The 25,181-nt window shown below is 59.3% G+C and carries 20 protein-coding genes, 1 tRNA gene and 3 pseudogenes; 9 read left to right on the top strand and 15 right to left on the bottom strand.

The window, feature by feature from the left end:
- Positions 1-81: 81 nt before the first annotated feature.
- Both trxA and A3C3_RS0125085 read right to left on the bottom strand, forming a co-directional pair.
- Positions 82-1,053 (bottom strand): thioredoxin, encoded by a 972-nt coding sequence (trxA, locus tag A3C3_RS0125090; protein WP_022717326.1) that lies wholly within the window; start codon positions 1,051-1,053, stop codon positions 82-84.
- Between the two features lie 54 nt (positions 1,054-1,107).
- On the bottom strand, positions 1,108-1,617 hold the full coding sequence (locus A3C3_RS0125085) for a prolyl-tRNA synthetase associated domain-containing protein (protein WP_028739970.1): 510 nt from the start codon (positions 1,615-1,617) through the stop codon (positions 1,108-1,110).
- 252 nt (positions 1,618-1,869) lie between these two features.
- On the opposite strand from A3C3_RS0125085, the gene A3C3_RS0125080 reads away from it, so the two are divergent.
- Positions 1,870-1,944, top strand: a tRNA-Gly gene (locus A3C3_RS0125080).
- A 44-nt stretch (positions 1,945-1,988) separates the two neighbouring features.
- Here A3C3_RS0125080 and A3C3_RS48640 read toward each other — a convergent pair.
- A pseudogene (locus A3C3_RS48640) lies at positions 1,989-2,142 on the bottom strand (transposase); the annotation flags it as partial.
- 676 nt (positions 2,143-2,818) lie between these two features.
- Between A3C3_RS48640 and A3C3_RS43970 the strand changes: the two are divergent.
- Positions 2,819-3,031: pseudogene (locus tag A3C3_RS43970) on the top strand (transposase domain-containing protein); the annotation flags it as partial.
- Positions 3,032-3,069: 38 nt separating this feature from the next.
- Here the strand turns inward: A3C3_RS43970 and A3C3_RS0125065 are convergent.
- Positions 3,070-3,648 (bottom strand): dioxygenase family protein, encoded by a 579-nt coding sequence (locus tag A3C3_RS0125065; protein ID WP_022717324.1) that lies wholly within the window; start codon positions 3,646-3,648, stop codon positions 3,070-3,072.
- A gap of 515 nt (positions 3,649-4,163) precedes the next feature.
- Between A3C3_RS0125065 and A3C3_RS0125060 the strand changes: the two genes are divergently transcribed.
- The gene (locus A3C3_RS0125060; protein WP_022717323.1) at positions 4,164-5,495 is read left to right on the top strand and encodes a glucoamylase family protein; all 1,332 of its coding nucleotides are present in this window, start codon (positions 4,164-4,166) and stop codon (positions 5,493-5,495) included.
- Here A3C3_RS0125060 and A3C3_RS0125055 read toward each other — a convergent pair.
- Both A3C3_RS0125055 and A3C3_RS0125050 read right to left on the bottom strand, forming a co-directional pair.
- Positions 5,492-6,532 (bottom strand): ABC transporter ATP-binding protein, encoded by a 1,041-nt coding sequence (locus A3C3_RS0125055; protein WP_022717322.1) that lies wholly within the window; start codon positions 6,530-6,532, stop codon positions 5,492-5,494. The two genes, A3C3_RS0125060 and A3C3_RS0125055, sit on opposite strands and share 4 nt — an antisense overlap.
- Positions 6,529-8,043 (bottom strand): ABC transporter permease, encoded by a 1,515-nt coding sequence (locus A3C3_RS0125050; RefSeq protein ID WP_022717321.1) that lies wholly within the window; start codon positions 8,041-8,043, stop codon positions 6,529-6,531. Before A3C3_RS0125050 ends, A3C3_RS0125055 begins: the two co-directional genes overlap by 4 nt.
- Between A3C3_RS0125050 and A3C3_RS47280 the strand changes: the two genes are divergently transcribed.
- Positions 8,042-8,209 (top strand): hypothetical protein, encoded by a 168-nt coding sequence (locus A3C3_RS47280; protein ID WP_022717320.1) that lies wholly within the window; start codon positions 8,042-8,044, stop codon positions 8,207-8,209. The genes A3C3_RS0125050 and A3C3_RS47280 overlap by 2 nt on opposite strands.
- A gap of 57 nt (positions 8,210-8,266) precedes the next feature.
- Here A3C3_RS47280 and A3C3_RS0125045 read toward each other — a convergent pair whose 3' ends face one another.
- From A3C3_RS0125045 to A3C3_RS0125030, 4 genes are all read right to left on the bottom strand, one after another.
- On the bottom strand, positions 8,267-9,283 hold the full coding sequence (locus tag A3C3_RS0125045; RefSeq protein WP_022717319.1) for an iron ABC transporter substrate-binding protein: 1,017 nt from the start codon (positions 9,281-9,283) through the stop codon (positions 8,267-8,269).
- A 139-nt stretch (positions 9,284-9,422) separates the two neighbouring features.
- Positions 9,423-10,412 carry an Ldh family oxidoreductase gene (locus tag A3C3_RS0125040; RefSeq protein ID WP_022717318.1) on the bottom strand — a complete coding sequence of 330 codons (990 nt, stop codon included), beginning with the start codon at positions 10,410-10,412 and terminating at the stop codon, positions 9,423-9,425.
- A 79-nt stretch (positions 10,413-10,491) separates the two neighbouring features.
- The gene (amaB, locus tag A3C3_RS0125035) at positions 10,492-12,030 is read right to left on the bottom strand and encodes an L-piperidine-6-carboxylate dehydrogenase (RefSeq protein WP_022717317.1); all 1,539 of its coding nucleotides are present in this window, start codon (positions 12,028-12,030) and stop codon (positions 10,492-10,494) included.
- Positions 12,031-12,073: 43 nt separating this feature from the next.
- On the bottom strand, positions 12,074-13,357 hold the full coding sequence (locus A3C3_RS0125030; protein WP_022717316.1) for an NAD(P)/FAD-dependent oxidoreductase: 1,284 nt from the start codon (positions 13,355-13,357) through the stop codon (positions 12,074-12,076).
- A 289-nt stretch (positions 13,358-13,646) separates the two neighbouring features.
- Between A3C3_RS0125030 and A3C3_RS0125020 the strand changes: the two genes are divergently transcribed.
- From A3C3_RS0125020 to A3C3_RS0125010, 3 genes are all read left to right on the top strand, one after another.
- Entirely contained in the window at positions 13,647-14,540 is an 894-nt protein-coding gene (locus A3C3_RS0125020; protein WP_022717314.1) for a LysR family transcriptional regulator, read from the top strand.
- Between the two features lie 72 nt (positions 14,541-14,612).
- On the top strand, positions 14,613-14,849 hold the full coding sequence (locus A3C3_RS0125015) for an Lrp/AsnC ligand binding domain-containing protein (protein WP_016556708.1): 237 nt from the start codon (positions 14,613-14,615) through the stop codon (positions 14,847-14,849).
- Positions 14,850-14,969: 120 nt separating this feature from the next.
- Positions 14,970-16,136 carry a glycosyltransferase family 4 protein gene (locus A3C3_RS0125010; RefSeq protein ID WP_022717312.1) on the top strand — a complete coding sequence of 389 codons (1,167 nt, stop codon included), beginning with the start codon at positions 14,970-14,972 and terminating at the stop codon, positions 16,134-16,136.
- Here A3C3_RS0125010 and A3C3_RS39230 read toward each other — a convergent pair.
- Positions 16,112-16,990 (bottom strand): glycosyltransferase family 2 protein, encoded by an 879-nt coding sequence (locus A3C3_RS39230; RefSeq protein WP_022717311.1) that lies wholly within the window; start codon positions 16,988-16,990, stop codon positions 16,112-16,114. The genes A3C3_RS0125010 and A3C3_RS39230 overlap by 25 nt on opposite strands.
- A gap of 160 nt (positions 16,991-17,150) precedes the next feature.
- On the opposite strand from A3C3_RS39230, the gene A3C3_RS0125000 reads away from it, so the two are divergent.
- Positions 17,151-18,665, top strand: a complete 1,515-nt coding sequence (locus A3C3_RS0125000; protein WP_028739968.1) for a lipopolysaccharide biosynthesis protein — start codon at positions 17,151-17,153, stop codon at positions 18,663-18,665.
- 12 nt (positions 18,666-18,677) lie between these two features.
- Positions 18,678-20,537 (top strand): serine aminopeptidase domain-containing protein, encoded by a 1,860-nt coding sequence (locus A3C3_RS39225; protein ID WP_084797021.1) that lies wholly within the window; start codon positions 18,678-18,680, stop codon positions 20,535-20,537.
- Here the strand turns inward: A3C3_RS39225 and A3C3_RS0124990 are convergent.
- From A3C3_RS0124990 to A3C3_RS39220, 4 genes and pseudogenes are all read right to left on the bottom strand, one after another.
- Positions 20,500-22,968: a beta-mannosidase gene (locus tag A3C3_RS0124990; RefSeq protein WP_022717310.1), complete on the bottom strand. Its 2,469-nt coding sequence runs from the start codon at positions 22,966-22,968 to the stop codon at positions 20,500-20,502. The two genes, A3C3_RS39225 and A3C3_RS0124990, sit on opposite strands and share 38 nt — an antisense overlap.
- A 16-nt stretch (positions 22,969-22,984) precedes the next feature.
- Positions 22,985-23,965, bottom strand: a complete 981-nt coding sequence (locus tag A3C3_RS0124985) for a DUF1839 family protein (protein WP_028739967.1) — start codon at positions 23,963-23,965, stop codon at positions 22,985-22,987.
- On the bottom strand, positions 23,956-24,864 hold the full coding sequence (locus A3C3_RS0124980; RefSeq protein ID WP_022717308.1) for an amino acid--[acyl-carrier-protein] ligase: 909 nt from the start codon (positions 24,862-24,864) through the stop codon (positions 23,956-23,958). The genes A3C3_RS0124985 and A3C3_RS0124980 overlap by 10 nt, the downstream gene beginning before the upstream one ends.
- A gap of 5 nt (positions 24,865-24,869) precedes the next feature.
- Positions 24,870-25,181 (bottom strand): annotated as a pseudogene (locus A3C3_RS39220) (acyl-CoA dehydrogenase family protein); the annotation flags it as partial.

Raw genomic sequence — 25,181 nt, 5'->3', positions numbered from 1 at the left:
GCAGGAGAAAAACGGTGCTCCCTGTCCTGCCTCTGAAATGTGGTGCCCTTGCCCAAAAACGCAAGGGCAAGGTTTTGAAAGTTACGAGAAGAGCATCGCCGAAAGCTTGCGCCGCGCCGACACCGTTGCCGGATCCTTGAAGCCCCAGACTTCGAAAAACTGCAGGAGTTGGCGGCGTGCGCCGTCGTCATCGAAGGTCCGGTCCTTGCGCATGATATGGAGCAGATGCTCGGCCGCCTCGTCGCGCTTTCCCTCGACGTTCAGGATCTTGGCGAGCTTCATGCGCGCATCGTGGTTATCCGGATCGACCGCAAGGTCGTTTTCCAGGGCGATTGGATCACCGAGCTTGCGGGCTTCGTCGATCTGATCGAGCTTCGTGATGACGGCCTGAATTCCGGCGTCCTTGGCAAGCTCGTCCGGCAAATCAGTCAGCGCTTCGCGAGCGCGCTGATGCTGGTTGGCGGCAATCATGCATTCGGCCATCCCGGCAAGCGCCTTGGCATTTTCCGGATCGGCTTGCATGACCGCGCCGTAGAGTTGCGCGGCACCATTCACGTCACCCGCGGCAAGAAGCCCCGCTGCCTCCTCGAGCACCCCTTCGATCTCCGCCGCCTGATCCGCACCAGCAGGGCCGGCGATGCGGTCGATGAACTGGCGAACCTGGCTTTCCGGCACGGCACCCATGAAACCATCGGCCGGGCGGCCGCCGACGAAAGCGATCACAGCCGGGATCGACTGGATGCCAAGCTGACCTGCGATCGACGGATGGTCGTCGATATTCATCTTCACGAGCTTCACGCGGCCTTGCGCTTCATTGACCACCTTTTCGAGCACTGGCGTCAATTGTTTGCACGGACCGCACCAAGGCGCCCAGAAATCAACGAGCACCGGCTGGTTGCGCGATTCCTCGATGACGTCCTTCGTGAAAGTGGCGGTTGTCGTATCCTTGATATGTCCGCCGCCTGCCGCCGGCTGCGGCGCCGAACCGAAGTTCGCCGTTGCCGACATCTGACTGCCGAAGGAATTGCTGTAAGAATTGTCGCTGCCGCTCATTGGTATCTCCCGCCATGCCGGTTGCCCGGCTTTTTCTAGCGCTAAAATCGTATGTCAGGACGTCACTTTCAAGACAAGCGGCTTATGGCCGGTCGCTTCCATGAAGCGAATGAGATCTGCGCTTGCAATCGACGTCGTCGCATCGTTGGACAACGGATGGCAATTGACGATGTCCTCCTTCATCAAATCAGCATCGAGCACGAAGGTCACATTGTTGTCCATGTCGTTGATGGCGCCAAAGGCGGTGACCGCGCCGGGGATCACGCCAAGATATTCCATCAGCTTTTCCGCCTTGCCGAACGAAACCTTGCTGGCGGCTCCGATCAGCCCATGCACGGTCTTGAGATCGACTACGGCATGTTCCTCGACCGTCAACAGGAAGAACTGATCCTTCTTATCTTTCACGAAAAGGTTTTTTGTATGCCCGCCGGGAATAGCATCGCGCAGCGACACCGATTCGGCCACGGTGAAGACTGGAGCATGCTCATGCGTGCTATGCGCGATGCCGAGCCCGTCGAGGAAGGCGAAAAGATCGTTTTTGTTTTTCGGCTTGGCTTCGGTCATCGGGCATCCGTGCGCAAAGAAGGAGATAAGGTGCCCTGATTAAGTCGGAGGAATGTGTTTTGCAATGTTCGGGATCGACGCTTATCCCTGAATTTGCGGCAGTTTGCGAATGAGCCTTTGAAGTCGTGGAATTTTTCTTGGCCTTTGCGTGATTTCCCTGTTGCATTTGAAAATCGATTGGGCCATATAGCGCCCGTCGCCGCAAGGTGGCAGCCCACGGTCCACCAACTACCCCGGACCGATGTGGATTGAGCGGGTGTAGCTCAGGGGTAGAGCACAACCTTGCCAAGGTTGGGGTCGAGGGTTCAAATCCCTTCGCCCGCTCCAAAAATTCCCGTGTCCGACCCGGATACATAGGTAACAAAACGTACCTAACACATGGGTGACAACCTCGTGCCGAACGGGTTGTCGATGGTTTGCAAGGTCCTCTGCTCCAGGTCGATATATCCCAGATCATAATGCATGAAGCTGACGAGCCAAATGCCGTCGTCGACTTTTGAGTCCCAGTTCCTGGCCGGCAACGACAATTGCCTATTCGCCTAGACAGAACCTCGGTGGCTGGTTCTGCAACTTCATCCATCGGAGGAGGTAGGGGGATGGGGTGTCACTTCTCGCCGGTGCGCCAGGTCCATTTCAAAGAAGGCAACACTTGTCATCGGGAACCTGACGTCGATTGATTGTGTGAAGATGATCGGCAACGCGCCAGCCGGCATCGTGGCTCGTCAGCGGTCTTGACTGATGTCGGCGCGACTTCATCATCGCTGTCGCACTGGGCCTTATTACGGACGTATCGTTTGTAAAGCGTCATACCAGGTACTCTCTCAGATGGATAACGCAGGATGGCCGCTCCATCGCGGGCAATAATCCTCTGAGCGGCGGCGCAGGTCGTCGAACCGGCATTCAACCGCTCGATTGCGAATGAAGGTTCGACCGCGAACATGAGCGCAAAGAGTATAAGGCTGGTCCTTTTCATCGGCTTAGCTTTCCTCTGTCGAATAGGATTTCGGCAAGGCACGGATACTTGCGCCCTCCGTGGTATATACATGGTCATGGAGATCTGGTGGCACGTAAGGTTTCGGGGCAATCACGCCATCGGGCCTTTGTCCCCCAGTATGGCCTAGGTCGTGTACTCGAAATGTGACAAGCGGTCAGTTGACGCGACCTTCAGGCATTGGCTCTGTCGTGGAAGGGGTAGTCGATCTCAATCAGGCCCCAAGCCATCGTTCGGAAGATTTCTCTTTTACCGGCAGTGCCGGGGGCGGCCGCACCTGGGCCAACATCGCAACGCTCATTCACACCGCAAAGATGAACGATGTCGATCCGCTGGCATGGCTGATACAGACCCTCGAGCGCATCGCAGCGGGTGGCCAGCGAGCGAAATCGAAGCCTCATGCCGTGGAATTTTGCAACGTAACGGCCTCGGTTCATCGCTTGCCATGCAAGGCGCCCGGCTTACACCACTATGAAATCGTAGCGGCCGAATTTTCCGTCGCTCGTCGCCCTGACATCGAGCAACAAGGCTGCGTTGAATATCCGGTCACGTTCATTGTCCGGCTCACCGGGAAAATAGAGCTGCGTCGTCAGCACGTTTCCGCCGGGCCGTTGGACTTTCAGGTGATAATGCCGGGTGCGGCCAGGATAGACCCCTGGCACGATCGTCTCAAACCACCATTTGCCTTCAGCATCGGTGAAATGATGTCCGCGGAGTTTGTATCCGCTGTTGTCATAGGCCCCAATCTCATTGGCATGCCATAACTCGATCAACGCTTTTGCCACGGGCTGGCAGTTCTCGGTCAGCACGTAACCGGCAAGCGTCATCCTTTCACCGCCTGGTGCATCGCTCGCGAAGTCCTGTTTTTCAGGGCTCTCCGGGGTGAAATACGGGCCTTCGGTCTGCGCTGGCGTCAGATTGTCGTCATCGCAAGTTGGTGTAGGCGAAAGCTGCGCAGCGGCGCCGGCTGCATGGCCGAGTCTCGGGAGCACAATCGGCGTGGCAATGAAGCCGATAAGGAAATGTCGCCGGGTCGGCATGCGCTATATCTCCCGAACTTGGAAACCAGATCCTTGCGGCTCCGTTGGGCAGAAGTGGGGCGGGACGCTAACAGAATTTGGGGATTCAATATGTTGCAAACGCAATACTATGTCTTCCGGTCATCGCGGCACAGTCGCTGCATTTCAGGCAAGTCCAATCCCCTTCAATCGAGTGCTATGCAATTCAACTTGCGGATTTTCGATGGCGCCGCAAAAGCGGCTTCCTGGCGCATTGCAGTGAATTTTCAAGTATCGGCACGCGTTGCGCAGACATTACCTTTATGCTTGCCCAGGTGGGGTTGCGGGTTCAATCCCTTCGCCGGATCAGCTTTTCATAATAATATCAAATCGTTATACTAATACACTATTTGGCGGTTTTGGTTTTTAGCCATTTCGCCCACGCCAGCGCCAAAACCACCGATCACAGCCATTTTGCCGCATTATCCGAAAAGAATTTGATTTGCGCGCAACGTATCGCCATGTTGAGCGTGGGCGGGCAACGGTTGGTTTGATGTATGCTGCAACGAATTGACGACACGGATGCCGCGCTGATCGACAGGCTGCAGAAATCGGCATTCGACTATTTTCTGAAATATTCCAATCCCGAAAATGGCCTGGTCGCGGATACGTCAGTGCCCGGAGTTCCTTGCAGCATCGCTGCCGTCGGCTTTGCGCTCTCCAGCTACACGGTCGCTGCCGAACGCGGATGGATGACGCGACAAGAAGCGGCAGGCAGGTCGGTCACGACGCTGCGTTTCTTTGCCAGGAGCCATCAGGGACGCGAACGCCACGCGACCGGCTATCGCGGCTTCTATTATCACTTCCTGCATATGGATACCGGCCACCGGGCCTGGAACAGCGAGCTCTCGACAATCGACACGACCTTGCTCGTCGCCGGCATGCTGACGGCTGCGGCATATTTCGATCAGACCGATGCGGTGGAGACGGAAATCCGCGAGCTTGCGAAATTCATCTATGAGCGCATTGACTGGCATTGGGCGCTGAACAAGGGGCAGACCGTCAGTATGGGCTGGAAGCCGGGCAGTGGCTTTCTGCGCTGGCGCTGGCAGGGATATGACGAAGCGATCCTGCTCTATACGCTGGCACTTGCTTCGCCGACCCATCCGATCCCGCCATCGAGTTACGATGCCTTCGTCTCAAGCTATTCCTGGATGCTCTTCGGCAAGCAGCCCTATCTCTATGCTGGACCGTTCTTCATTCACCTTTTCCCGCATGCCTGGATCGACTTCCGCGGGACCCAGGACAAAGAGATGGCCGCCCGCGACTGGGACTATTTCCGCAACACACAGGTTTCGATCGCCGTGCAGCGCGATTATGCCGAGCGCAACCCCGGACACTTCGTTGGCTACAATAAGGATGTCTGGGGACTTTCGGCCTCCGACGGCCCGCCGCCAACACGCAACATGCGTGGCGGCCGGCGTCCGAAGGTGCTGGGTTACGCCGCCCGCGGTGCACCGCTTGGCCCGGATGACGGGACAATTGCACCCTGGGCGGCGCTTGCAGCATTGCCGTTTGACCGGCAGGCGTCGCTTGATGGCCTAAAGGCGCTGCTCGCCACCTATCCTCATCTGCTCTGCGAAGGCCGCTTTCCAGGCGGCTTCAACCCGACGGTGAAGACTGCCCGGCCGGAAGGTTGGGTGGACGATCGATGCGTCGCGATCGACCAAGGATTGCTGGTGATGACGATCGAAAACGACCGGTCGGAGTTCATCTGGAACCTGATGCAGCAGTCGCCGGTCATCCGTCTCGGCCTTGAACGCGCCGGTTTTACGGGCGGCTGGCTGGAACAGGCGGAAACGGAAAGGGTTTCGCGAAAGACGGCTTAACGGCGGCCGAAGACATGCGCCTTGCCGGCGATATCAAGGCGAACACGATCGCCGGGTTCAGGCAAAGCCACGCTGGATGTCTTGATGAAGATCGGCGGCAGCGCCACGCCTTCCAGCGACACCGCCACGGTGCAGGTCGCGCCGCCGAACTCAACCTCGACGACTCGACCACCATAGGCAGGCTCGCTTTCATCGGCAACGACGCGAATCTGCTCCGGCCGCAGCATGATCTCGGCCTTGCCTTGATGGCTGCCTTCCACTGCAACGCGGCCGAGCGCGCAATCGGCAAAGCCATTGCGGATAATCGCCGGAAGCATCACCGCATCACCCAGGAAGAGTGCGGTCTCGCGGTCCTTCGGCCGCAGGTAGAGTGATTGCGGTGAACCCGCTTGGATCAGCTTGCCTTCCCTGAGCACCGCGACCTGATCGGCAAAAGAAAGAGCCTCTGCCTGATCATGGGTTACGAGAATCGTGGTGATATCCGCCGTCTGCAGCACGCGCGCGACAGCCTTGCGCATGTGTTCGCGAAGGCCGGTATCGAGCGCCGAGAAGGGCTCGTCGAGCAGCATGAGGCGCGGCTTGCGGCCGAGGGCTCTCGCCAGCGCCACACGCTGCTGCTGGCCGCCGGAAAGCTGGTGGGGACGGCGCGTCAGCATGTTGCGGTCGAGCTCGACCATATCCAGTAGTTCGACGATCCGCTTTTCGCGATCGGGAGCGCGCCGCTCGAAACCGAAGCCGATATTGTCGGCAACGCTCAGATGCGGGAAAAGCGCACCGTCTTGCGAAACGATGCCGATGCCGCGCTTGTGCGCGGGAAGGGCTGCCGAGCCATCCGCGAGCACTTCGCCGTTCAGGACGACCTTCCCTTCATCCGGCCGCTCGAAGCCGGCGACGATACGCAGCAACGTCGTTTTGCCGGAACCCGAGGGGCCGACGACGGCGGTGCGGCTGCCGGCGGCAACGTCCAGCGTCACCTTGTCCAGCGCTGTCACTGGGCCATAGCGCTTGCTGACAGACTGGATCGTAAGCAAGGTCATTGGCCGGCGGTCCGTTTCGATTGGGCATAGAGAAAAAGGGTCAGCGGCAGCGACAGCACTATCATCATCACCGCATAGGGAGCGGCCGACACATAGTCGATTTCGCTGGTCAGAGACCAGAATTTCGTAGCCAGTGTTTCAACACCGTTCGGCGACAACATCAGCGTTGCCGTCAGCTCGTTGGTGATGCCGAGCGCCGACAGCGCAATGCTTGCAGCAAAGCCCGGGGCAGCAAGGCGCATGGTAATCTGGCGCACGGCCTGCGATGGCGTGCGTCCCAGGCACATGGCAGCCCGTTCCAGCTCCACAGGTGCTTGTGCGATGCTGGCCCGAAGGCCGACCATCGCACGCGGCAGGAAGAGCAGGACATAGGCAACGATGAGGGTCGCAAAAGTCTGGTAGAGCGGCAGCGCCAGCCGCACGGTGATCGTCACCAATGCCAGCGCCACGACGACGCCCGGAAGCGAGCCGACATAATAATGACAGGCTTCGAGCAAGCGCTGGAATCGCCCTGGGGCGCGGACCGACAGCCAGGCCATGGGCGCGGCCGCGATCGTCGTCAGCACGCCGCCTGCGACCGCAAGGACGATCGTTTGAACGAACGCGTTTCCGACCGCATCCAGCCGCCAGATCTCGCCGCCGCCGAGATAGAGCCAGCGGCCGAGCGTCATGAGCGGGACGCCGAGCGTCAGCAGGGCAAGTGTGCCCGGCAGCAGAATGGCCGGCACGACCAACCAGCCGAGACGGCGGCGATCGGCGGGACGTGCGGAACCGGAGCCGACGCGGGCGTAGCGCTCGTTGCCGCGCAGCAGGATTTCGAGGCCAAGCAGGAAAAGGCAGCAGGCGACGAGCACACCGCCGAGCATATTGGCCGCAGGGCTGTTATAGGCCGACTGGAACTGATCGACGATCGCCGTCGAAAAGGTGTCGAAGCGGATCATCACGTAAAGCCCGTATTCCGACAGGAGATGCAGCCCGATCAAGAGCGAGCCTCCACAGATCGCAAGCCGCAACTGCGGCAGGATCGTGCGGAAGAAGACACGCCAGGGATCGAGGCCAAGTGACGCCGCCGCATCCTCGATCGCCGGATCGAGGCGGCGAAGAGCAGCAGCGACCGGCAGGTAGAGAAAAGGATAATAGGCGAGCACGGAAACGAAGACACCGCTCTGCAGGCCGCGCATGCCGGGAATAAGGCTCACCCAGGCGTAGCTGTGCACGAAGGCCGGAACGGCAAGCGGCGCAACGGCAAGCCAGGACCACAACCGCGGAAACGGAACATTGGTCCGCTCCGTCAGCCAGGCGAGCGTCACGGCAAGAGCAATCGACAGGGGAATGGTGAGCGCTTCGAGGAAGATCGTGTTGACGAGCAGCTCGCCCACACGTGGCCGGAAGACCAGCTCCTTGACCGTCTGCCAGCCGACATTGATGGTAATCCAACCGATGAAGCCGAGCGGCACGAGGCTCATAATTGCGACTAGCGTTGCAAATACGACGACGGAGGCGTGCGGCATGCGCCCGCGCAGCAAACCTGTTCCGCTGACTGGCGCTCCATTTTCGGGCGCGAGCCCGGAAACAAGCGATCTGTTGTCTTGCAGCAAGGCCGACGCCTTTGATACGCTGAAAAAGGAAGGCAACCGCCTCTTTTTGAAGCGGTTGCCGGATTGGGTCATGCCCTAAGGTTTTCTTGAGCCAAAAGCAATAGTTTTGACTCGATCCGACCTGCGGCAGAGAGGCTTAGATCAGGCCAGCGGCCGTCATCAGCTCGACGACTTTCTTGCTGTCAAGCTCGGAAGCTTCAACCTTCGGCGCATTGAGATCGGCAAGCGGGACGAGCTTGTCGTTCGACGCGCCGCTGACCGCGTATTCATAGGACGTGCCGTTCTTCAGGATGTCCTGACCGGCTTTGCCGGCGACGAACTTCAAGAACGCCTGGGCTTCCTTCATATGCTGCGTCGACTTCAGGATGCCGCCGCCCGACACGCTGACGAACGCGCCCGGATCCTGGTTCTTGAAGTAGTGCAGGCCGACATTCTCGCTGTTTTCGCCAGTCTTCGCCTGGTCGCCGAACCAATAGTAATGATAGATGACCGCGCCTTCGACTTCGCCGGCATTGACGGCCTTCATCGCAACACTGTTGCCCTTATAAGGCGTTGCGTTTTCCTTCATGGCCTTCAACCATTGCGCCGTTGCTTCTTCGCCCTTCAGCTGCAGCAGTGCACCGACGATTGCTTGGAAATCGGCACCGGCAGGCGATGCACCCCAACGGCCCTTCCAGGCCGGATCGGCGAGATCGAGCATCGACTTCGGCAGCTTGTCTTCGGTGAGCTTCGTCTTGTCATACACAAACACCGTCGAGCGGGCGGCGATGCCGGTCCACATGCCGTCGGTCGGACGGTACTGCGCCGGGACCAGATCAAGCGTTTCTTTGTCGACCGGGGCAAACAGGCCCGCGCCATCGACAAGCGCCATCGCCGGAGAGTTCTCGGTCAGGAACACGTCGGCCGGGGAAGCGTCGCCTTCCTGGATGATCTGGTTGGCGAACTGCATGTCGCTGCCTTGGCGCATCGTGACCTTGATGCCGGTCTCCTTGGTGAAGGCATCGATCCATTCGCGGCCGAGGCTTTCGTGCTGAGCGTTATAGACGACGATACCTTCGGATTCCTGCGCATTTGCGCTGGATGCCAGCGACGTCGCAGCAAGAAGCGAGGCGGCCAAAGCGAGCGCGGAAATGCGCGTAAGAGAAATTTTCATGATGCCCTCCATGGCGGTGTCACCCAAACTCCCCGGGTGATGCGCGCCCCGTATATTTTTCTTGATTTCGTTTTTCAAGTTTCGCCTTGCCGCCGGTCTTCACAAATACTTGAACCCATCCATCAACTTTAGAATAATTCTATATAGTAAGGATGGCGTCGATCACGTCATCCTCGACTTCGATGCCATGCTCCAGCGCGTATTTTCGCGCGTTCTGACCGCGGCGACCGGGCAGGCGGACACTGGGATCGGAGGAAATTTCAGCGGCAAGTTCGCCCAGACGCGACGCTGCAAAGCTTCCACCGCTGGCTTCGGGATTGATAACGATCAGCATCTGCCCAAGGCCGGGCGCTGCTCCTTTGTCATCGAACAAGGAAGTGGATTCGAAGGAAAAATTGGCACCCGCGAGCGGTGCTGCGAGAATCTCGACCATCATGGCAAGCGCAGCACCCTTGGCCTCGCCGGATGGCACCATGGTGCCCTCGAGAGCGGCAACCGCATCGGTTGTCGGCTGGCCGTCACGATCAAAGGCCCAATTGGCCGGGATCGATGCGCCCTTTTGCCGGGCGGCCATGATCTTGCCACGCGCAACGCGCGACAGCGCAAGGTCGATGACGATCGGATCATCTGCGGGAACGGGCGCCGCAAAGGCAATGGGATTGGTGCCGAAGACGGGCTTGCGTCCGCCCCAGGCTGCCATGGAAGCCGTCGCATTCGCAACCATCAGCGCCACGAGACCAGCTTCGGCAAAACGCTCGACGGTCAGCGCGAGCACACCTGCATGATGCGAACGGCGGATAGCGGCAAGCGCAATGCCCTGTTTGCGCGCCATCTCCGACAACAACGGTACGGCGAGATCGAAAGCCGGATAAGCATAACCGTGGCAGGCGTCGATCTGGATGACGGATGGAAAAGGCTGGAAGACGACGGGCTTGGCTATTCCGTCAACCTTTCCGGACTTTGCCTGGGCCGCATAGGCAACGACGCGGCGCAGCCCGTGGCCACCCTGTCCTGCGGCTTCTGCGGCGACCAGTGCACGCGCGACGGAGCGCGAATTTCCCTCCTCCACTCCGCTGCGCTTCAACGCGTCGATAACCAGTGCTTCGGCTGCGGCAAGTGTCAGATGCATGGAGAAAAACCTTGGGCAAAAAAGAAGGGACGATGACGGTGTTACGTCATCGTCCCTTCAGGTTCAACGCGGCATTCGATCACTCGACGTCGAACTTGACACCCTGAGCGAGCGGCAGCGTCTTGCCGTAATTGATCGTGTTCGTCGTGCGGCGCATGTAGGCCTTCCAGGCATCCGAGCCGGATTCGCGGCCGCCCCCGGTTTCCTTTTCGCCACCGAAAGCACCGCCGATTTCGGCACCCGACGGGCCGAGATTGACGTTGGCGATGCCGCAATCCGAGCCGCGGGCGGAAACAAAGGTTTCGGCTTCACGCATGTCATTGGTGAAGATCGAGGAGGATAGGCCCTGCGGCACGGCATTGTGCAGTTTCAGCACGTCGTCGAAATCCGTGTACTTCATGACATAGAGGATCGGTGCGAAGGTCTCGTGTTCGACAGGACCCGTCTGAGACGGCATCTCGACAAGCGCCGGACGCACATAGAAGGCTTCGGCAGCGCCGTTTTCGACGCGCTCGCCGCCCGTGACCTTGCCGCCGGCCGACTTTGCCTCGGATAGAGCCGACTGCATCTTCTCGAAGGCCGCTTTGTCGATCAGCGGACCGACAAGCGTCCCGTTTTCCAACGGATTGCCGATCGTGACCGATCCATAGGCTTTTTGCAGGCGAGGCACGAGTTTGTCGTAGATGCTCTCGTGCACGAAGAGACGGCGAAGCGTCGTGCAGCGCTGGCCGGCGGTTCCCATCGACGAAAAGGCAACGCCGCGCAGAGTGAGATCGAGATCGGCTGTCGGGCAGATGATGGCGGCATTGTTGCCGCCGAGTTCAAGGATCGCACGGGCAAAGCGCTGCGACAGCCGCGGACCGACGGCGCGGCCCATGGCCGTGGAGCCGGTGGCGGAAATCAGCGGCACCTTCGGGTGATCGACGAGGACCTCACCGACATCGCGGCCGCCAATCAGCAGCGTCGAAAGGTTCGCCGGTGCCTGCCCGCCTTCGGCGACGAAGCGCTTCAGCGCCTTTTCGAACAGCGCCTGTACGGCAAGTGCCGTCAGCGGCGTCTTTTCCGACGGCTTCCAGACGGTGGAATTGCCGCAGACGAGCGCCAGCGCCGCATTCCACGACCAGACCGCGACCGGGAAGTTGAAGGCCGAAATGATGCCGACCACGCCGAGCGGATGCCAGCTTTCCATCATGCGGTGCTCGGAGCGCTCCGTTGCAATCGTGAGGCCGTAGAGCTGGCGCGAAAGGCCGACCGCGAAATCGCAGATGTCGATCATTTCCTGGACTTCGCCGAGACCTTCGGACGTGATCTTGCCGACTTCGATCGAAACGAGGCGTCCGAGCGCCGGCTTTGCCGCGCGAAGCTCTTCGCCAAGCAAACGGACGAGTTCGCCGCGCTTCGGTGCAGGGACTGCGCGCCATTCGGCAAATGCCTTGTGCGCTTCGTCGATCGCCGTTTTGGCATCCGCGACGGAATGTTCCCTGAGGAGGCCGATTTCCTTGCCGGTGATCGGCGAAGCGACACGCAGCGAGCCGCCGGTATAGCGGGCCGCATCGACGCCGAGTTCGGAAAGCAGTTTCTTCGTCTCGGCTGCAAGATCGAGCGTAGCAATGGTCATTGTCGTGTTTCCAACCTTCTTGTTCTTGATTGCGAGCTTTTACTCAAAAGCGCGCGTCGGCGAAGTGAGCGACCTGGGCGCCGGCTTCGTACCACATTTCCTTGAGCGCGCGGAAACCGGGCTCCCGCAGGTCCGTAACCGGCAAGGGCAGGTCCGCCTCCGCGATCCGGCCCAATATATGGTGTGCCAGCGTACGGCCGAATACCGTGCCAGGCGCAATGCCCCGGCCGTTATAGCCGGAGAAGCCGACGGCATTCGGCGCGAACCTGTGAAAGCGTGGTAGCGCATTGTCGGTCATGCCGATCTTGCCATACCATTCGTATTCGAATTCTACGTCGCCGATCTGCGGAAAGAGCCTCTTCAGCGAGCGTTTCGCCCAGCTTTTGTGAACTGCAGCGCCGGTATTGCGCAACGCTCCGACACTGCCGAAAACGAGACGCCCGGCACGATCCATCCGGAATGAGGACAGTATCTCCTTCGTATCCCAACAGCCCTCGCGACCGGGCAGAATCGATTTGCGCAGATTATCGCTAAGTGGCGCCGTCGCGAAATTGAAATAGGGAAGATGCACTTGCTCGCAGCGGACCTGTTCCCATGGTCCGGTGCTATAGGCATCCGTCGCGACGATAATCCAGTCAGCGGTCACTTGGCCGCTCTTAGTCTTCACCGTCCATCGGCTACCGTCTCGTTCGGTTGCGATAACAGGGCTCGATGTATGGATCGAAACGCCCGCCTTGATAGCCGCATGCGCCAAACCTCGTGCATAAGCGAGCGGCTGCAGTGTTCCCGCACGCATATCGAGCAGCGATCCGGCATAGGCGCTGCTGCCAACGCGACGCGCGGTCTCGGCGGCATCAAGCAACCTCACTGGCGCCGCGCGCGCGGACCACTGCGCAGCACGTGTCTCGATTTCCTTCAACCCATCCGCTCCGACGGCGCAATGCAGCGTACCGTTCGTTTCGAGCTCGCAGGCGATGTCGTGCTTTTCGATCAACTCCATGACAAGGCGAGGCGCCTCGCCCAGCATACCGAGCAGGCGATCGCCATAGGTCTGCCCGAGAACGCGAGGCAGATCGTCCGGCATCACCCACATGCCGGCATTGATCAGCCCGACATTGCGGCCAGCGCCACCGAAACCGATCTCCTTGGCCTCCAACAGCACGACCTTCGAACCGGCTTCGGCAAGATGAAGGCCGGACGACAGCCCGGTGTAGCCGCCGCCGACAATCACCACATCGGCCGACAGCATGCCCTTTAGCGCCGATGTCTCCGGCGGCAGCGGTGCGGTCTTTTCCCAGAGCCCGTGGGAGCGGGAATCATTCAGCATCGGTCAATCCATTCCAAGCAAACGCGGCAGTACTCTAGCGCCGTCCACGGCATCGCGGAAGCAGCCTCAGTCAACGGTTTCAACTCCAGGCCGACGATCCCCAGCGTCTTCATCACAGCGTCGAGAAGCCGACTGGCGCTCGGCATAGAGCTTCATCTCGTCCTGCACGGTGCTCGGCATCAAAGAACTCCGGGTCATTCCGATTTTGGAGGATAGAACTCTTTACAAAGGCTCCAGCGCCATGAATATCGATGTTTTGGAAACAGATCATTCTTAGTTGGAATGAACCATGCTGCCTTCGCGACGTTTTCTGCCGTCGATTTCATTGCTCGCCGCCTTCGAGGCCGTCGCCCGAACCGGCAGCGTGACGTCAGCAGCCCGCGAACTCGATCTCACCCAGAGCGCCGTTAGCCGCCAGATCAAGGCGCTGGAAGAACAGCTTGGCGCTGAACTTTTTCATCGCGAACGCCAGACGGTGCGCCTCACGCTTGCGGGCGACAGCTACGCCCGCGAGATCCGCGAGGCACTTCGCCGAATTTCCAGCGCATCGCTGAACCTGCGCGCTAATCCGCATGGCGGAACGCTGAATCTCGCCATCCTGCCGACCTTCGGCACCCGCTGGCTGGCACCACGCCTCGGGCGGTTCCTAGGCCAGAACCCGGGCGTTACGATCAATCTCGTCACCCGGCTCTCCCCCTTCGATTTCCGGCTCGATTCCATCGACGCCGCTATTCACTTCGGCCATCCGCATTGGCCGGGAGCGGAATTGACGTTTCTGATGTCCGAAAAGACGGTTGCTGCCTGCAGCCCCGCCTTCCTGAGGCAGCACGGCATCACCGGGGCTGAAGACCTGCTGGATGTTCCCCTATTGCATCTGACGACCCGCCCCGATGCCTGGGAGCGGTGGTTTGCCGATAACGGCGTCGCCTTCCAAAACGTACACGGCATGTTGTTCGACCAGTTTGCGACGGCGGCCCAGGCAGCGATCACCGGCCTCGGCGTCGCGCTGCTGCCGACATTTCTCATTCAGGACGAGCTGAAGCGTGGTGATCTTGTCGCGGCGATCGGCCGGGAAATGGAAAGCAGCGAAAACTATTATCTCGCCTGTCCTCCCGAGCAGGCCGACTATGCGCCGCTTTCAGCCTTTCGCGGCTGGATCACCGCAGAAGCCAAAGCGGGATGACAGAACGGCTTGCATCGGAAGAGCGCTTTCGAGCATTATGCGCCCAATCAGAATTTTTCGCAGGAAACTCCCATGAAGCCCATTTTCGTCCAGCTCCAATGCGCGCCCGGCAAGACCTACGAGGTTGCCGACGCGATTTACCAGACCGAACGCGTCTCGGAGCTTTATTCGACGAGCGGCGATTACGACCTGCTTCTCAAGGTCTATATCGAGGAGGGTCAGGACATCGGCAAGTTCATCAACGACAACATCGCCAATATCCCCGGCATTGTCCGCTCGCTGACGACGCTGACCTTCAAGGCCTTCTGACAGATACGATTAACCTTCTTCGGCAACAATCGATCCGCCGGTCTCCCCGTAAACCGCGCTTTAACGCCATCCATTATCTGGTCAGAGCCAAGTTGCGGCCATGTGGCCGGTAGGTGAACGATGTCAGCAGTGGAAACAGAGACCGTCACATCGGTGCCGCAGGCAGATGCTGCACCACTGATCGTGCATGTCGTACGCCAGTTTCTGCCTAATCGCGGCGGGCTGGAAGATGTTGTCGCCAACCTTGCCTACCAGACGATCAAACACGGCTATCGCGTCCGCGTCATAACGCTCGATTCGCTCTTCACGTCGCGGGACAACAAACTGTCCACTCATGAGACGATCGACGGTATCGATGTCGTCCGCATCCCCTGGTCGGGCAGCCAGCGCTATCCGATCGCACCGCAAGTCTTTCGCCACCTGGGCGACGCCGCCGTCATTCACGTGCACGCGATCGACTTCTTCTTCGACGCATTGGCCCTGGGACGTCTCCTTCACGGCAAGCCGATGATCGTGACCACCCACGGCGGCTTCTTCCACACTCGAAAATACGCCACGATCAAGAAGCTTTGGTTCCAGACCCTGACACGCATGTCGGCAAGGGCGTACAAACGCATCGTCGGCTGCAGCGTCTCCGATCTGGAACAGTTTCGCAAAATCTCGCCAAGAACGAGCATCCTGATCGAGAACGGCGTGGACATCGGCAAATTCGCCGACAGCGCATCTCTAAAACCACAACGCCGCGTCACTACCATCGGTCGCTTTTCCGTCAACAAGCGGCTCGATCATCTGCTGGATGTCATGCTCATCCTGAAAGCACGCAACCCGGAATGGCATCTCGACATCGTCGGCTCTGAATCCGACCTCAAGGAAGCAGACCTACGGCGAGAAATCCAGGCACGCGCACTCGACAGTACCGTGACGCTCACTGTTTCGCCGGACAACGATTCGATCGCCCGCCTCATTGGCGGCGCGTCGCTTTTCGCTTCCGCCTCTGAATATGAAGGCTTCGGCCTCGTCGCCCTCGAAGCCATGAGTGCTGGCCTTCTGCCGGTACTCAACGGAAATGCAGCCTATTGCGGTCTGGCCGCAAAACACCCGTTGCTACGCCTTGCCGACTTTTCCGATCCGCAAGCCGCGGCTGATACTTTGGAGTCGGCTTACCTTGCTCTTTCAATCGATCCGGCGGGCATTCGCCTGGCGCTGATGCAGGAAGCCGGCCGGTATTCGTGGCAAACGGTGGCGGGGCGCTATTTCAGCGTCTACGACTCAATCCTAAGCGACTGATCAGCGCCGTTCCATCCCGGCCAAGCCTTGTACCCTTCGACGATCCCTTTGAGCCATGCTCGTTTGAATGCCGCTTCATCCGCATTAAAGCGCAACCGCGCAACAAGCCAGCCGATCGCCGGGCGTGCAATTCTGTAGGTCACGTACGGCAAAGAAAAATCGTGCTTGCGCAGCAGCGCACCGAAACCGCGACCATATTTTCGAGCGCGTTCGATCTGCTGGGTACCGATCACGTTCACAACCTGATCGTGATGGACGATGAGTTCCGGGAAGTACATGAGTTTTTGACCGGCACCGACGAAGCGCAGCAGGAGATCGGCCTCCTCTCCGCTTTGAAACGGCGACGCCGACCCAACGCCCAGATTCTCGTCGAAGCCGCCGATTGCCGAAAGCGCTTCACGACGAACGAAGATGCCGTTCGAATTGCCGCAGCTAAGATAAGTCCGGCGGGATATCTCTACGCTGCGATCACCCGTGGGGCTAACGGAAGGCTTGCCATCCGCATCAAGCGTTCGTCCCGTTACGATCGAAAGCGCGGGATTTTCTCGAAAGAGCCGCGCAGCGATTTCCAAGGTAACGGGCTGGTACCAGCAGTCGTCGTCGGGAAAGCACACATAGGTTCCCGATGCTTTCGCAATTCCGTTATTGCGCGCATGCGAAAGCCCGCGCCCGGAGCGTAGATGGTGAATGGGAAAGGAAGACGCGAAGCGTTCCACCAGATCGAATAGCCGGCCATCTTCATTCTGATCAACCAGAATGATTTCAAACGTCTTCAGCGTCTGCCTTGCCAATGATCCAAAGAGACGCTCGAGTTGATCGAAACGATCAACGGTACAGACGATGAGGCTGAACAATCGATACCCCTGAAGGCATAAGCCGGCAAATTGCGGTGATTTTCATAACGATCACAGGTGCGACGTTTAACTGGACTTTAAGCGACAAATATTAAGGTATCTGAAATAGACACTTCATTATGCGCTGTGGTCTCCGGGAAAAGGAAAAGCGGTAGTATTCATGGCGAAGAGCATAATGGCAAACTCGGCGCTCAATGCGGCAGCAGGCCTGACCCTGCTTGCAACGGGTTTTGCATGTTCGATCATCGCCGCGCGGCTGCTCGGCCCGGAAGCAAACGGGATTATCGCATTTTCCCTGTGGCTGGTAACGACCGGAGCGCTTGTCGCCGAACTAGGCACTGGCGTCATGCTTCTGCGCATCCTGCCGCAACTGCGGGCCCAGGGCAGATCCTATGAAGAACGCCGTAGCTTTGCCGCCTATCTCGTACGGCCAACGATCATTGCGTCGCTGATAGTGCTCGCCGTTTATTCCCTGGTCTATTTCGAAGCCGAGCAGCTTCATTGGGCCGTCGGCGCCCCGGCCGTGATTGTCATCACCGGCGTCCTCTTCCTTTTCCAGTCGATCGGGGCTTACACCAAGAACTATCTCATCGGGGAACAGAATCTCGCGCCTTATTTTCTGCTGACGATCGCAAGCTCCGTCGTACAGGTCGTCGTCGTGCTTGCAGGTGCGCTGCTATACGGCGTTAGCGGCGCCTTGGCCGGTTATGCAGCCGGTCAGTTCCTGATGTTCCTCTTTACGCTCAGGATTGCCTCGGCCCGCGCAAACTCGTGTGGTATCGGCGTGAATTATCTCGCGAGCTCTTCGTTCATTCTGTCCTTGGAATACGCAAATACATCGATCTTCCTAAATCGCATTGAGCTCTTCTTCCTGCAGAAGGATTGGGGCGTGGAGGCTGTCGGCTATTATGCCGTCGGTTTGTCGCTAGCCAATCTCGCACTGCAGCTTCCCGTCCAGCTGAGCGGTAGCCTTATTCCCTATTATTCGGAAAAAATTCATTCCAATCCCAACGGCAAACTCCCTGCGAGCATCTTTGAAGGGGTCGTTCGAAGCATTGCATACATCACGCTGCCGATGAGCGTCGGCCTTGCCGCTATCGCCAAGCCGCTCGTCGTTGCAATCTTCGGCCAGCCCTTCGCGCCGGCAGGCGGTACAGTCGCCATCTTGGCGCTGACGGCCATACCTTACGTCTTCACACAGATTTGCACGCAATATCTGTATTCCGTCGATCGAATTCGCGAACGCCTGATGATCGGAGGCATAGCCAGCCTTGTACTCGCTGTGGGCTGTTTTGCCGCCGTGCCCTGGTATGGCGGAGAAGGTGCTGCGGCAATCCGTTTTCTGGCATTTACGGTCATGTGCATATTGATGGTCGCGCGTATCGACCTCGACGGCTCGATCTACCAAATGTCGATCCCGATTGTCCGCATCGCCGCTGCCGCGGTCCTTTGCGGGGCGACAGCATTTGGAGCCGTTCATCTTGTTCCAGGAATTGGCGGTCTTGTTGTTGCGGTTATCGCAGCGGCAGGCGCCTATGGGATCGCCCTACGCCTGCTGAGCGCCATTCCGGCTGCTGATATTGCGGTGATGGAACAGATCGTCAATCGCCTGCCGAAGCTGGCGCATCCACTGGCATTTCATGCGCTGGCGCTGCTCACGCCGCGCAGAATATGACGAGGAATCGAAATGAGCACGGGGCTGGATACCAACAAAAGCAAGACAACGCAAAGAGCTGCCGCAGCAGCCGAGCCGGTGACTTTTGCTGGCACAATCGGCCTTTACGCACCTGCCAGTCAAGCCGCACGCAAATCCACGGCCGTTCTCTTTGTCAGCCCCTGGGGCTTCGAGGAAATGTGCACCCGCAAGTTCTTCCGTATCCTGGCAGAAGAACTTGCCGAAGCGGGTGTGGCAAGCCTGCGCTTCGATTACGCAGGAACCGGCGACGCGCTGGACGTAACGGACCATAGCCGCGGCCTGGCGGTCTGGCTCGAAACGGCGGAGCAGGCTGCAGCGCAGCTGAAATCGCTTTCCGGCTGTGACAACATCATACTTGTGAGCCAGAGTCTCGGCAGCACGATCGCTGTCGATCTGGCGCAAAGGCTCGGCGGTGTCGAGGGCATTGCATTGATGGCGCCTGCAATCTCCGGCCGGCTCTATCTGCGTGAACTCTCCGTATGGTCGAAGATGATCGACGACGGAATGGGCGTTGCCGAGAGCCAGCGCGAAACACAGGGCGTATGGATCGCCGGCCTTCGTATGTCGGACGAAATCGCAGCGGAAGTTCGCAAAATCAACCTCATGGAGCTTTCGAAGCTCGACGCAAGAAACTGCTTGGTGCTGACACGCCCCAACCGTTCGGCCGACGAAGATTTTGCCGCCCATGTCAAAGACCTGCATCCGGCCACGCGCGAAGCTGTCTATCGCGGCTATGACGAACTCGTCTTCAACCCGACGATCGCAACGATGCCGGTAGAGACCGGCAATCACATCGTCGAATGGGTGAAATCGATTTCCCGTTCTCAGATGGGGACATCAACGCGAAGGCAACGCCCGACCGTAGCACCGCTTACAACCGCCGAGTTCACCGAGACGCCGTTGCGATTTGGAAAAGCTGACGAACTCTATGGCATTCTTTGCGAGCCCACGGCTCCGCGCCGGGGTGCAACCGCAATCATCTTGACGACGGCTTACGACCGGCATGCGGGCTGGGGCCGCACATCCGTAAAAATGGCGCGCGCGCTTGCCCGCGACGGCATTCCCTCGCTGCGCTTCGACAATGCGAATGTCGCAGATAGCCCGCCCACACCCGGCGCGCCGGAGCAGGTGCTCTACTTCAAGGGACAGAACGACGAGATCGCAGCGGCCTTCGATCTTCTGGAGTCATCCAAGCTGCTGCCTGCCGTGCTTGTCGGTCGCTGCAGCGGCGGTTACCTCGCTTTCCAGGGCAGCCTCTGGGATGAACGCTCCAGCGGCTTGATTGCTGCCAATCCCTATGTCTTCCACTGGTCCGGTAAGCTCACGGTCGACGCATCGCTTCGCCATGTGCCGCGCTCGCTCGAAACATACCGCCTGAAGCTGCTGCAGTTCGAAACCCTAAAGCGGTTGTTGCGCGGTGAAATCGATGTCCCGCGGGCAATCAAAAATTTCATCACCTCTCTGGTGCGACGCGCGATCAGGCTAAGCCGTCCGATGCTGGATTTCCTGCCGTTCCGATCCGAGGAGCGGACCGCAATTCTCGATCTCTTCCAGTCCCTGAAAGCCCGCAAGGTTGACGTGTCGCTGATCTATACCGCCCATGATACCGGTCTTGAGCAGTTCAACGATCATTTTGGCAAGAATGGCTCATATCTGAAACGCTACGGCAACGTTCGGCTCAACATCATACCGGAAGCCGATCATAACCTTACACAGGCACATGCTCAGTCCTTCTATCTTCAGGAAGTCCGCTCCATTTCGCTGAAGATCGGGACGCGCCAGGCAACACCGCATGAGGACCGCAGCCACGCGGTCAGATCGCCAAAATACGCGAACCTCCCAACGTCCTGATTTCACCAGCGGGCGCCTCGCCCTTCGTCGCGCCCGCAAGCGCATGCAGTGTGACGCGTTTGACCGAACCTGGCGCCAGATGAAACCAATCGTCGGCTGCACGGTAATTCGGGACATCAACGTGTACGGACTGCGCAAGGCGATCGGCCTGCAGCTCAAGGGTCCAGTTCCCGCCATCTTCTACGGCCTTCACATCGATCGCGGCATCGTGAAACGCCTTCGACCGTCCGAGCGGGAAATGGAATGCTTCGGCAAGCAGGCCGCCATCGGCAGAGCGCAGCCGCGCGACGGTTACGTCATGGGCAGGCGGACCGAAACGGAATGCATAGGTCGTGTCGAAAAATGCACCGAAGAGCTCGGTCGCGGCGAGCTTTTCGGTGGATCTTGGCGCAAGTATCAGTACTTGGCTGCCGCCGACGGCTCTTTGCCTACCGTCTCGCAGGCAGACGACTTCAAGCTCAACCGGCAGGCTTTCGCCGGTTTCATTGATGACATGCACGTCAAGACCGTTCGTGCCCTCGTCCGTCAGCAGCACTTGAATCGGGCGGAAGGCGCGGCGCATGGCATACCAGACCGGTTTCGGCTCACCGGTGGAATCGACAACGCCCCAACCGGGACCAGGCAGAATATCCTGAAGCGTCCAGACAAGCGCACCGTTGCAGTTTGAACCCTTGCGCCGCCATTCCGCGAAGGTTTCCGTCAGAACCTCGCCTGTCACGGCGCGGGACAAATCGAGATAGCGCTCCGGATTTTCCCGGCGCAGCGCCGCTGGGTCGACGTCATAAAGTTCCTTCAGGTAGAAGTCGCGAACATCCTCGAAATCCCAGGAGGCGCCGCGATCCCGCGGAACGCGAGCTTTCCACAGCGGACTATGGACTGCCGGGACATCCAGATGCCGCTGCAATGTTTTTTGTTGCGGCGCATGGGCGAAGGCGAGGGTTTCTGCAGCAAACCGAACGTCGGCGCGGCGAGCATCCTCCAGCGGGCGCATATAGGCTCCAATGCCGTAATAATGCGTGACGCCGGCATTTGGCGAAAAAGGCATGGCCCCACCGCAAGGGGAGTTCGGCACATAGGGCACGTCGGGGCGCATACGCTCTGCAATCGCCGGAATGACGTCCTCCGTCAGCGGCCCGCGCCAGAATTCCTGCGGCAACCCAAGCATCGCCGCCTGTTGATAAATCTCGCTTCCTCCGCAAAGAACCGCGAGCGAAGGAGAAGCCTGAACTCCATGGATAAAACCCTCGACTTCGGCATGAACGTGGCCCGTGAAGGCCTTGTCGCTTCGCGGATAGTCGAAATTGGCGAACATGAAGTCCTGCCAGACAAGAATGCCGAGCTCATCGCAAAGCTCGAAGAACTCTGGCGTCTCATAAGCCATCGTGCCGCCGATGCGGATCATGTTCATACCGGCGCCGGCAGCAAGGCGCAGAAAGGGCTCGTAGTCCGCGCGGGCACCCGGCAGGCGAACGATATCGGCCGTCGTCCAGACAGCACCGCGGCAGAAGACGGGCTCGCCATTCACCCGAAGGCCGAACCCATCGCCATCGACGCCACGATCGATTTCGATCCGCCGGAAGCCGGTCTTTCCAAGCGAATATTCGGTGCCGTCCGAAACGAGCGTCAGTTCGTAAAGATGCGGAGTCCCGTGCGTATGCGGCCACCACGGCGTGACCTCCGGCAGCTTGAGGATCGCCGAATAATGATTTGCGCCGATCTTCTCGAAGCCTTGCTCCACCTCTCCGCAGCGAAGCAGCATCTCGGGATTTTCGGCATCCGCGTGCAATGAAACGCTGAGGCGGCCGATGCCATTTTCCAGGACAGCCCGGATCGAGACATTGTCGATCGACATCGCGCTGCGGCGAACAAGCGTAATCGGCCGCCACGGGCCGACAGCATGAATTTCCGGGCACCAGCCAGGCATGTGGCCAAGCAGCGTCGTACGAAAGTTCTTGAGCCCCTGGGGCCCGATCATCTGAGGACGCCAGCGGGCGCGGGCTCCGGGCTCGCTCAGACGGGGACCGAGCGCACGGAAACAAAGGACCAGATCATCGCCGCCCATAAGCGTGACCGGGATTTCATGCGCCGTGAACATGCTCTCGGAAGAGAGGATTTCCTGCCCATTCAGAAAGACATGGCAGAGCGTCGCAAGCCCTCCGAAACGGAGGATAACATCGCCAGGCTGGGCGTCGAAGAGCCGGCAGACGTACCAGGCATCTTTCGTATTCAGCGGCTCCGGATTTTCGCGATCGAAGAGACCGGCGCGCTCCAAAGCGTCGGCCACAGTTCCAGGAACAGGTGCGGCAATGAACCTCGAAGACGGCGGAATGTCATGCGGCGTCAAGCAAGCTCCCGGTTCCGTCAGAACCAGATTCCAGCCTTCGGAAAGCAGGGCCTCTTCCGCACCGACGCTCGCCAACCGCCCCCCCATGTTCAAGCCCCCGGTATCAAAGTCGATCGGAAATCGAAGTCATCATGGCATCCCATGCATCTGCCCCCGGATCAAGTGCCGCCTGCAATGGCTCGAACTTCCTGCGCGTGACGGCACGGGCAAGCTGAAACTGCACCGACTTCGCCACTTCGGAGATACGCCGGGCATTCTCTTCAGCTTGCGCGAACCTGCCCGGAGAAAGCCACGCGAGGTGATCTGCGGCCAACTCGAAATTTGCGCCGAACTGGCGCAAGGTGTTGAAGGCATATTTGTGGAAGAAGCCGAAAGGGCGCTCGGCGACAACTTCCACCTGCTGCGGAAATTGCTTGGCGAAGGCACGGATCGGGTTTTCGGCAGGCCGGCGCGAGAAATGGATTTTGAAAAGACGGTGCGCCACATCGCCGATATAGTTCTCGCCTGGAAACGCCTCCGGAAATTTTGCAAATTCCGTATAGGGCAAGAAGGGCGAATCCCCGTCCGTCAGATGCATCTGGAAGAGCCCGTCGAAGTCCTCGCCTTCAAGCTGGAAATAGCCGGCATTGTGAAAATACTCAACGCGCTTGGCAGCAACATCCAGCCGGTTGATGGCGACGGTCGTCTTGCCGTGTTCGGTACGATAGGCCGTACCGTGGGTATCCGGCATATAGAAGGAGTCCATTTCGATCAGGCAAAGACGGCTGCGGCTGATCTGCGTTTCGACGTGATGCTCGACGCGGTCGAAGATCGCGAGTTCGGTGACACGGATGCCGTAAAGCGCCTCGAGGTCTTCGAGCGGCACCTTGAAGAAGGTGAATTGATCGCCCTCGAAATCCTGCGTCAGGGTAAAGCCGAGCATCGCTTCAGGCGGCAGCCTGAGCGTGTTCAGCACTTCGATCCAGAGGTCGATATAGCAGTTGGTTTCCGGCCACATGCGCTCGTTGGAATGCAGCGCATGCTGGCGGTAGCCATCTGGACGGATGGCCGGGAAAACGGAGGACATCGAACCGCTCAGCCCCAGAGGGTCTTGCGCACATTCGCCGGCCATTCCGTCACGTCGAGCCCGTGATGATGGAACAGCGCAAGCGCGATGCGCTCGAGACCGAAGCCGACGCATGCAGTGTGCGCGACGCTGCCGTCCTCGAGGTTCAGGTCCCACTTCAGGCCGAAGGAGTCCTGATGATAGTTAAAGCTCATGCAGGCTGTCGGCTTGGCGGCCGACGTGATCGGGATCAGCAGCTCGAACTTCAGGTTCTGATCACGCTGGTTGTTGACCATCATCTTGCCGCCGCGGCCGAAAAATGGGTCGTTGGCGACGTCGATGACGACTTTTAGGCCGACCTGCTTCATCATCTCGACGCCGCGATCCATCCAGCGCTGACGGAAGTCGGTCACGTGGCTTTCGGTGCCCATGCAGACATATTCGCGCATGCGGAAGAGCTGCTGGCGGGCGGGATCCTTCGACGGTTCATGGCGAAAGCAATAGGACTGCAGGTCGAAGAGACCGCCCTTCGCAGGCAGATTGCCGCGCTTGGCGATTGTCGGATAAAGGGGATAGCAAGCGGCAGGCGTCAGCACGATATCCGTCGCTTGCTGGCCCTCCGTCCAGTCGTCGCCGACTTCCATGCACTGCAGCAGGTTCATGTGATCGAGTTCACTGCCACAGAAGCTGTGGACGGTACCCGCAAGCTGCGGGAAGCTTTTCATGTAGCCGCTCTTTTCGAAAAGCGCGCGGTTCATGCCCGGCGGAAAGCGCATGGCTTCTGCGCCATCCGCACCGCCGAATTTGTCGATTAGGCGCTCGAAGGCGGTGATCACGTCTTCGAACTGCCCGCTACGGCCATAAAGACCGTCGACGCCGGTATCGATCAGGAGACCGGATTCGAAGAGCCGGTCTAGAAACGAGGTCTGCATATCCATGACTGTCACCCCAGTAGGCTAGTGTCCTGCTTGTGGACGAGAAGCATGCTCGACGTGTTGCCGAGGATGCGGTCATTCGAGATCATGAGCTGAGCGGAATGAGCGTCGCGCAAATGCCGGCCAAGGCTGAAGGGCGTACCGTTCTTGTAGCCGACGATGCCGCAGATCAGCATGGCGTGGTTGACGATCTCCAGGATCGTTTCCGACGAAGCGATCTTCACGTTGTTCATGGCCACCGCAAAGCCCATCGAGGAAAGCTTGTCCGGATCGGACTTGGCATCTTCGTAAGCCTTGAGACCCGCCACGACGTTCGACTT

The sequence above is a fragment of the Rhizobium mongolense USDA 1844 genome, assembly GCF_000419765.1.
GTDB classification, from domain to species: Bacteria; Pseudomonadota; Alphaproteobacteria; order Rhizobiales; family Rhizobiaceae; genus Rhizobium; species Rhizobium mongolense.
Note: the sequence above shows the minus strand (reverse complement) of the source record. Positions and strands in the feature narration are given on the sequence as shown.

Coding starts and splice junctions, on each gene's coding strand:
- trxA (WP_022717326.1), bottom strand. CDS start 1,053: ATGAGCGGCAGCGACAATTCTTACAGCAATTCCTTCGGCAGTCAGATG.
- A3C3_RS0125085 (WP_028739970.1), bottom strand. CDS start 1,617: ATGACCGAAGCCAAGCCGAAAAACAAAAACGATCTTTTCGCCTTCCTC.
- A3C3_RS0125065 (WP_022717324.1), bottom strand. CDS start 3,648: ATGCCGACCCGGCGACATTTCCTTATCGGCTTCATTGCCACGCCGATT.
- A3C3_RS0125060 (WP_022717323.1), top strand. CDS start 4,164: ATGCTGCAACGAATTGACGACACGGATGCCGCGCTGATCGACAGGCTG.
- A3C3_RS0125055 (WP_022717322.1), bottom strand. CDS start 6,532: ATGACCTTGCTTACGATCCAGTCTGTCAGCAAGCGCTATGGCCCAGTG.
- A3C3_RS47280 (WP_022717320.1), top strand. CDS start 8,042: ATGCGCCCGCGCAGCAAACCTGTTCCGCTGACTGGCGCTCCATTTTCG.
- A3C3_RS0125050 (WP_022717321.1), bottom strand. CDS start 8,043: ATGCCGCACGCCTCCGTCGTCGTATTTGCAACGCTAGTCGCAATTATG.
- A3C3_RS0125045 (WP_022717319.1), bottom strand. CDS start 9,283: ATGAAAATTTCTCTTACGCGCATTTCCGCGCTCGCTTTGGCCGCCTCG.
- A3C3_RS0125040 (WP_022717318.1), bottom strand. CDS start 10,412: ATGCATCTGACACTTGCCGCAGCCGAAGCACTGGTTATCGACGCGTTG.
- amaB (WP_022717317.1), bottom strand. CDS start 12,030: ATGACCATTGCTACGCTCGATCTTGCAGCCGAGACGAAGAAACTGCTT.
- A3C3_RS0125030 (WP_022717316.1), bottom strand. CDS start 13,357: ATGCTGAATGATTCCCGCTCCCACGGGCTCTGGGAAAAGACCGCACCG.
- A3C3_RS0125020 (WP_022717314.1), top strand. CDS start 13,647: ATGCTGCCTTCGCGACGTTTTCTGCCGTCGATTTCATTGCTCGCCGCC.
- A3C3_RS0125015 (WP_016556708.1), top strand. CDS start 14,613: ATGAAGCCCATTTTCGTCCAGCTCCAATGCGCGCCCGGCAAGACCTAC.
- A3C3_RS0125010 (WP_022717312.1), top strand. CDS start 14,970: ATGTCAGCAGTGGAAACAGAGACCGTCACATCGGTGCCGCAGGCAGAT.
- A3C3_RS0125000 (WP_028739968.1), top strand. CDS start 17,151: ATGGCGAAGAGCATAATGGCAAACTCGGCGCTCAATGCGGCAGCAGGC.
- A3C3_RS39225 (WP_084797021.1), top strand. CDS start 18,678: ATGAGCACGGGGCTGGATACCAACAAAAGCAAGACAACGCAAAGAGCT.
- A3C3_RS0124990 (WP_022717310.1), bottom strand. CDS start 22,968: ATGGGGGGGCGGTTGGCGAGCGTCGGTGCGGAAGAGGCCCTGCTTTCC.
- A3C3_RS0124980 (WP_022717308.1), bottom strand. CDS start 24,864: ATGGATATGCAGACCTCGTTTCTAGACCGGCTCTTCGAATCCGGTCTC.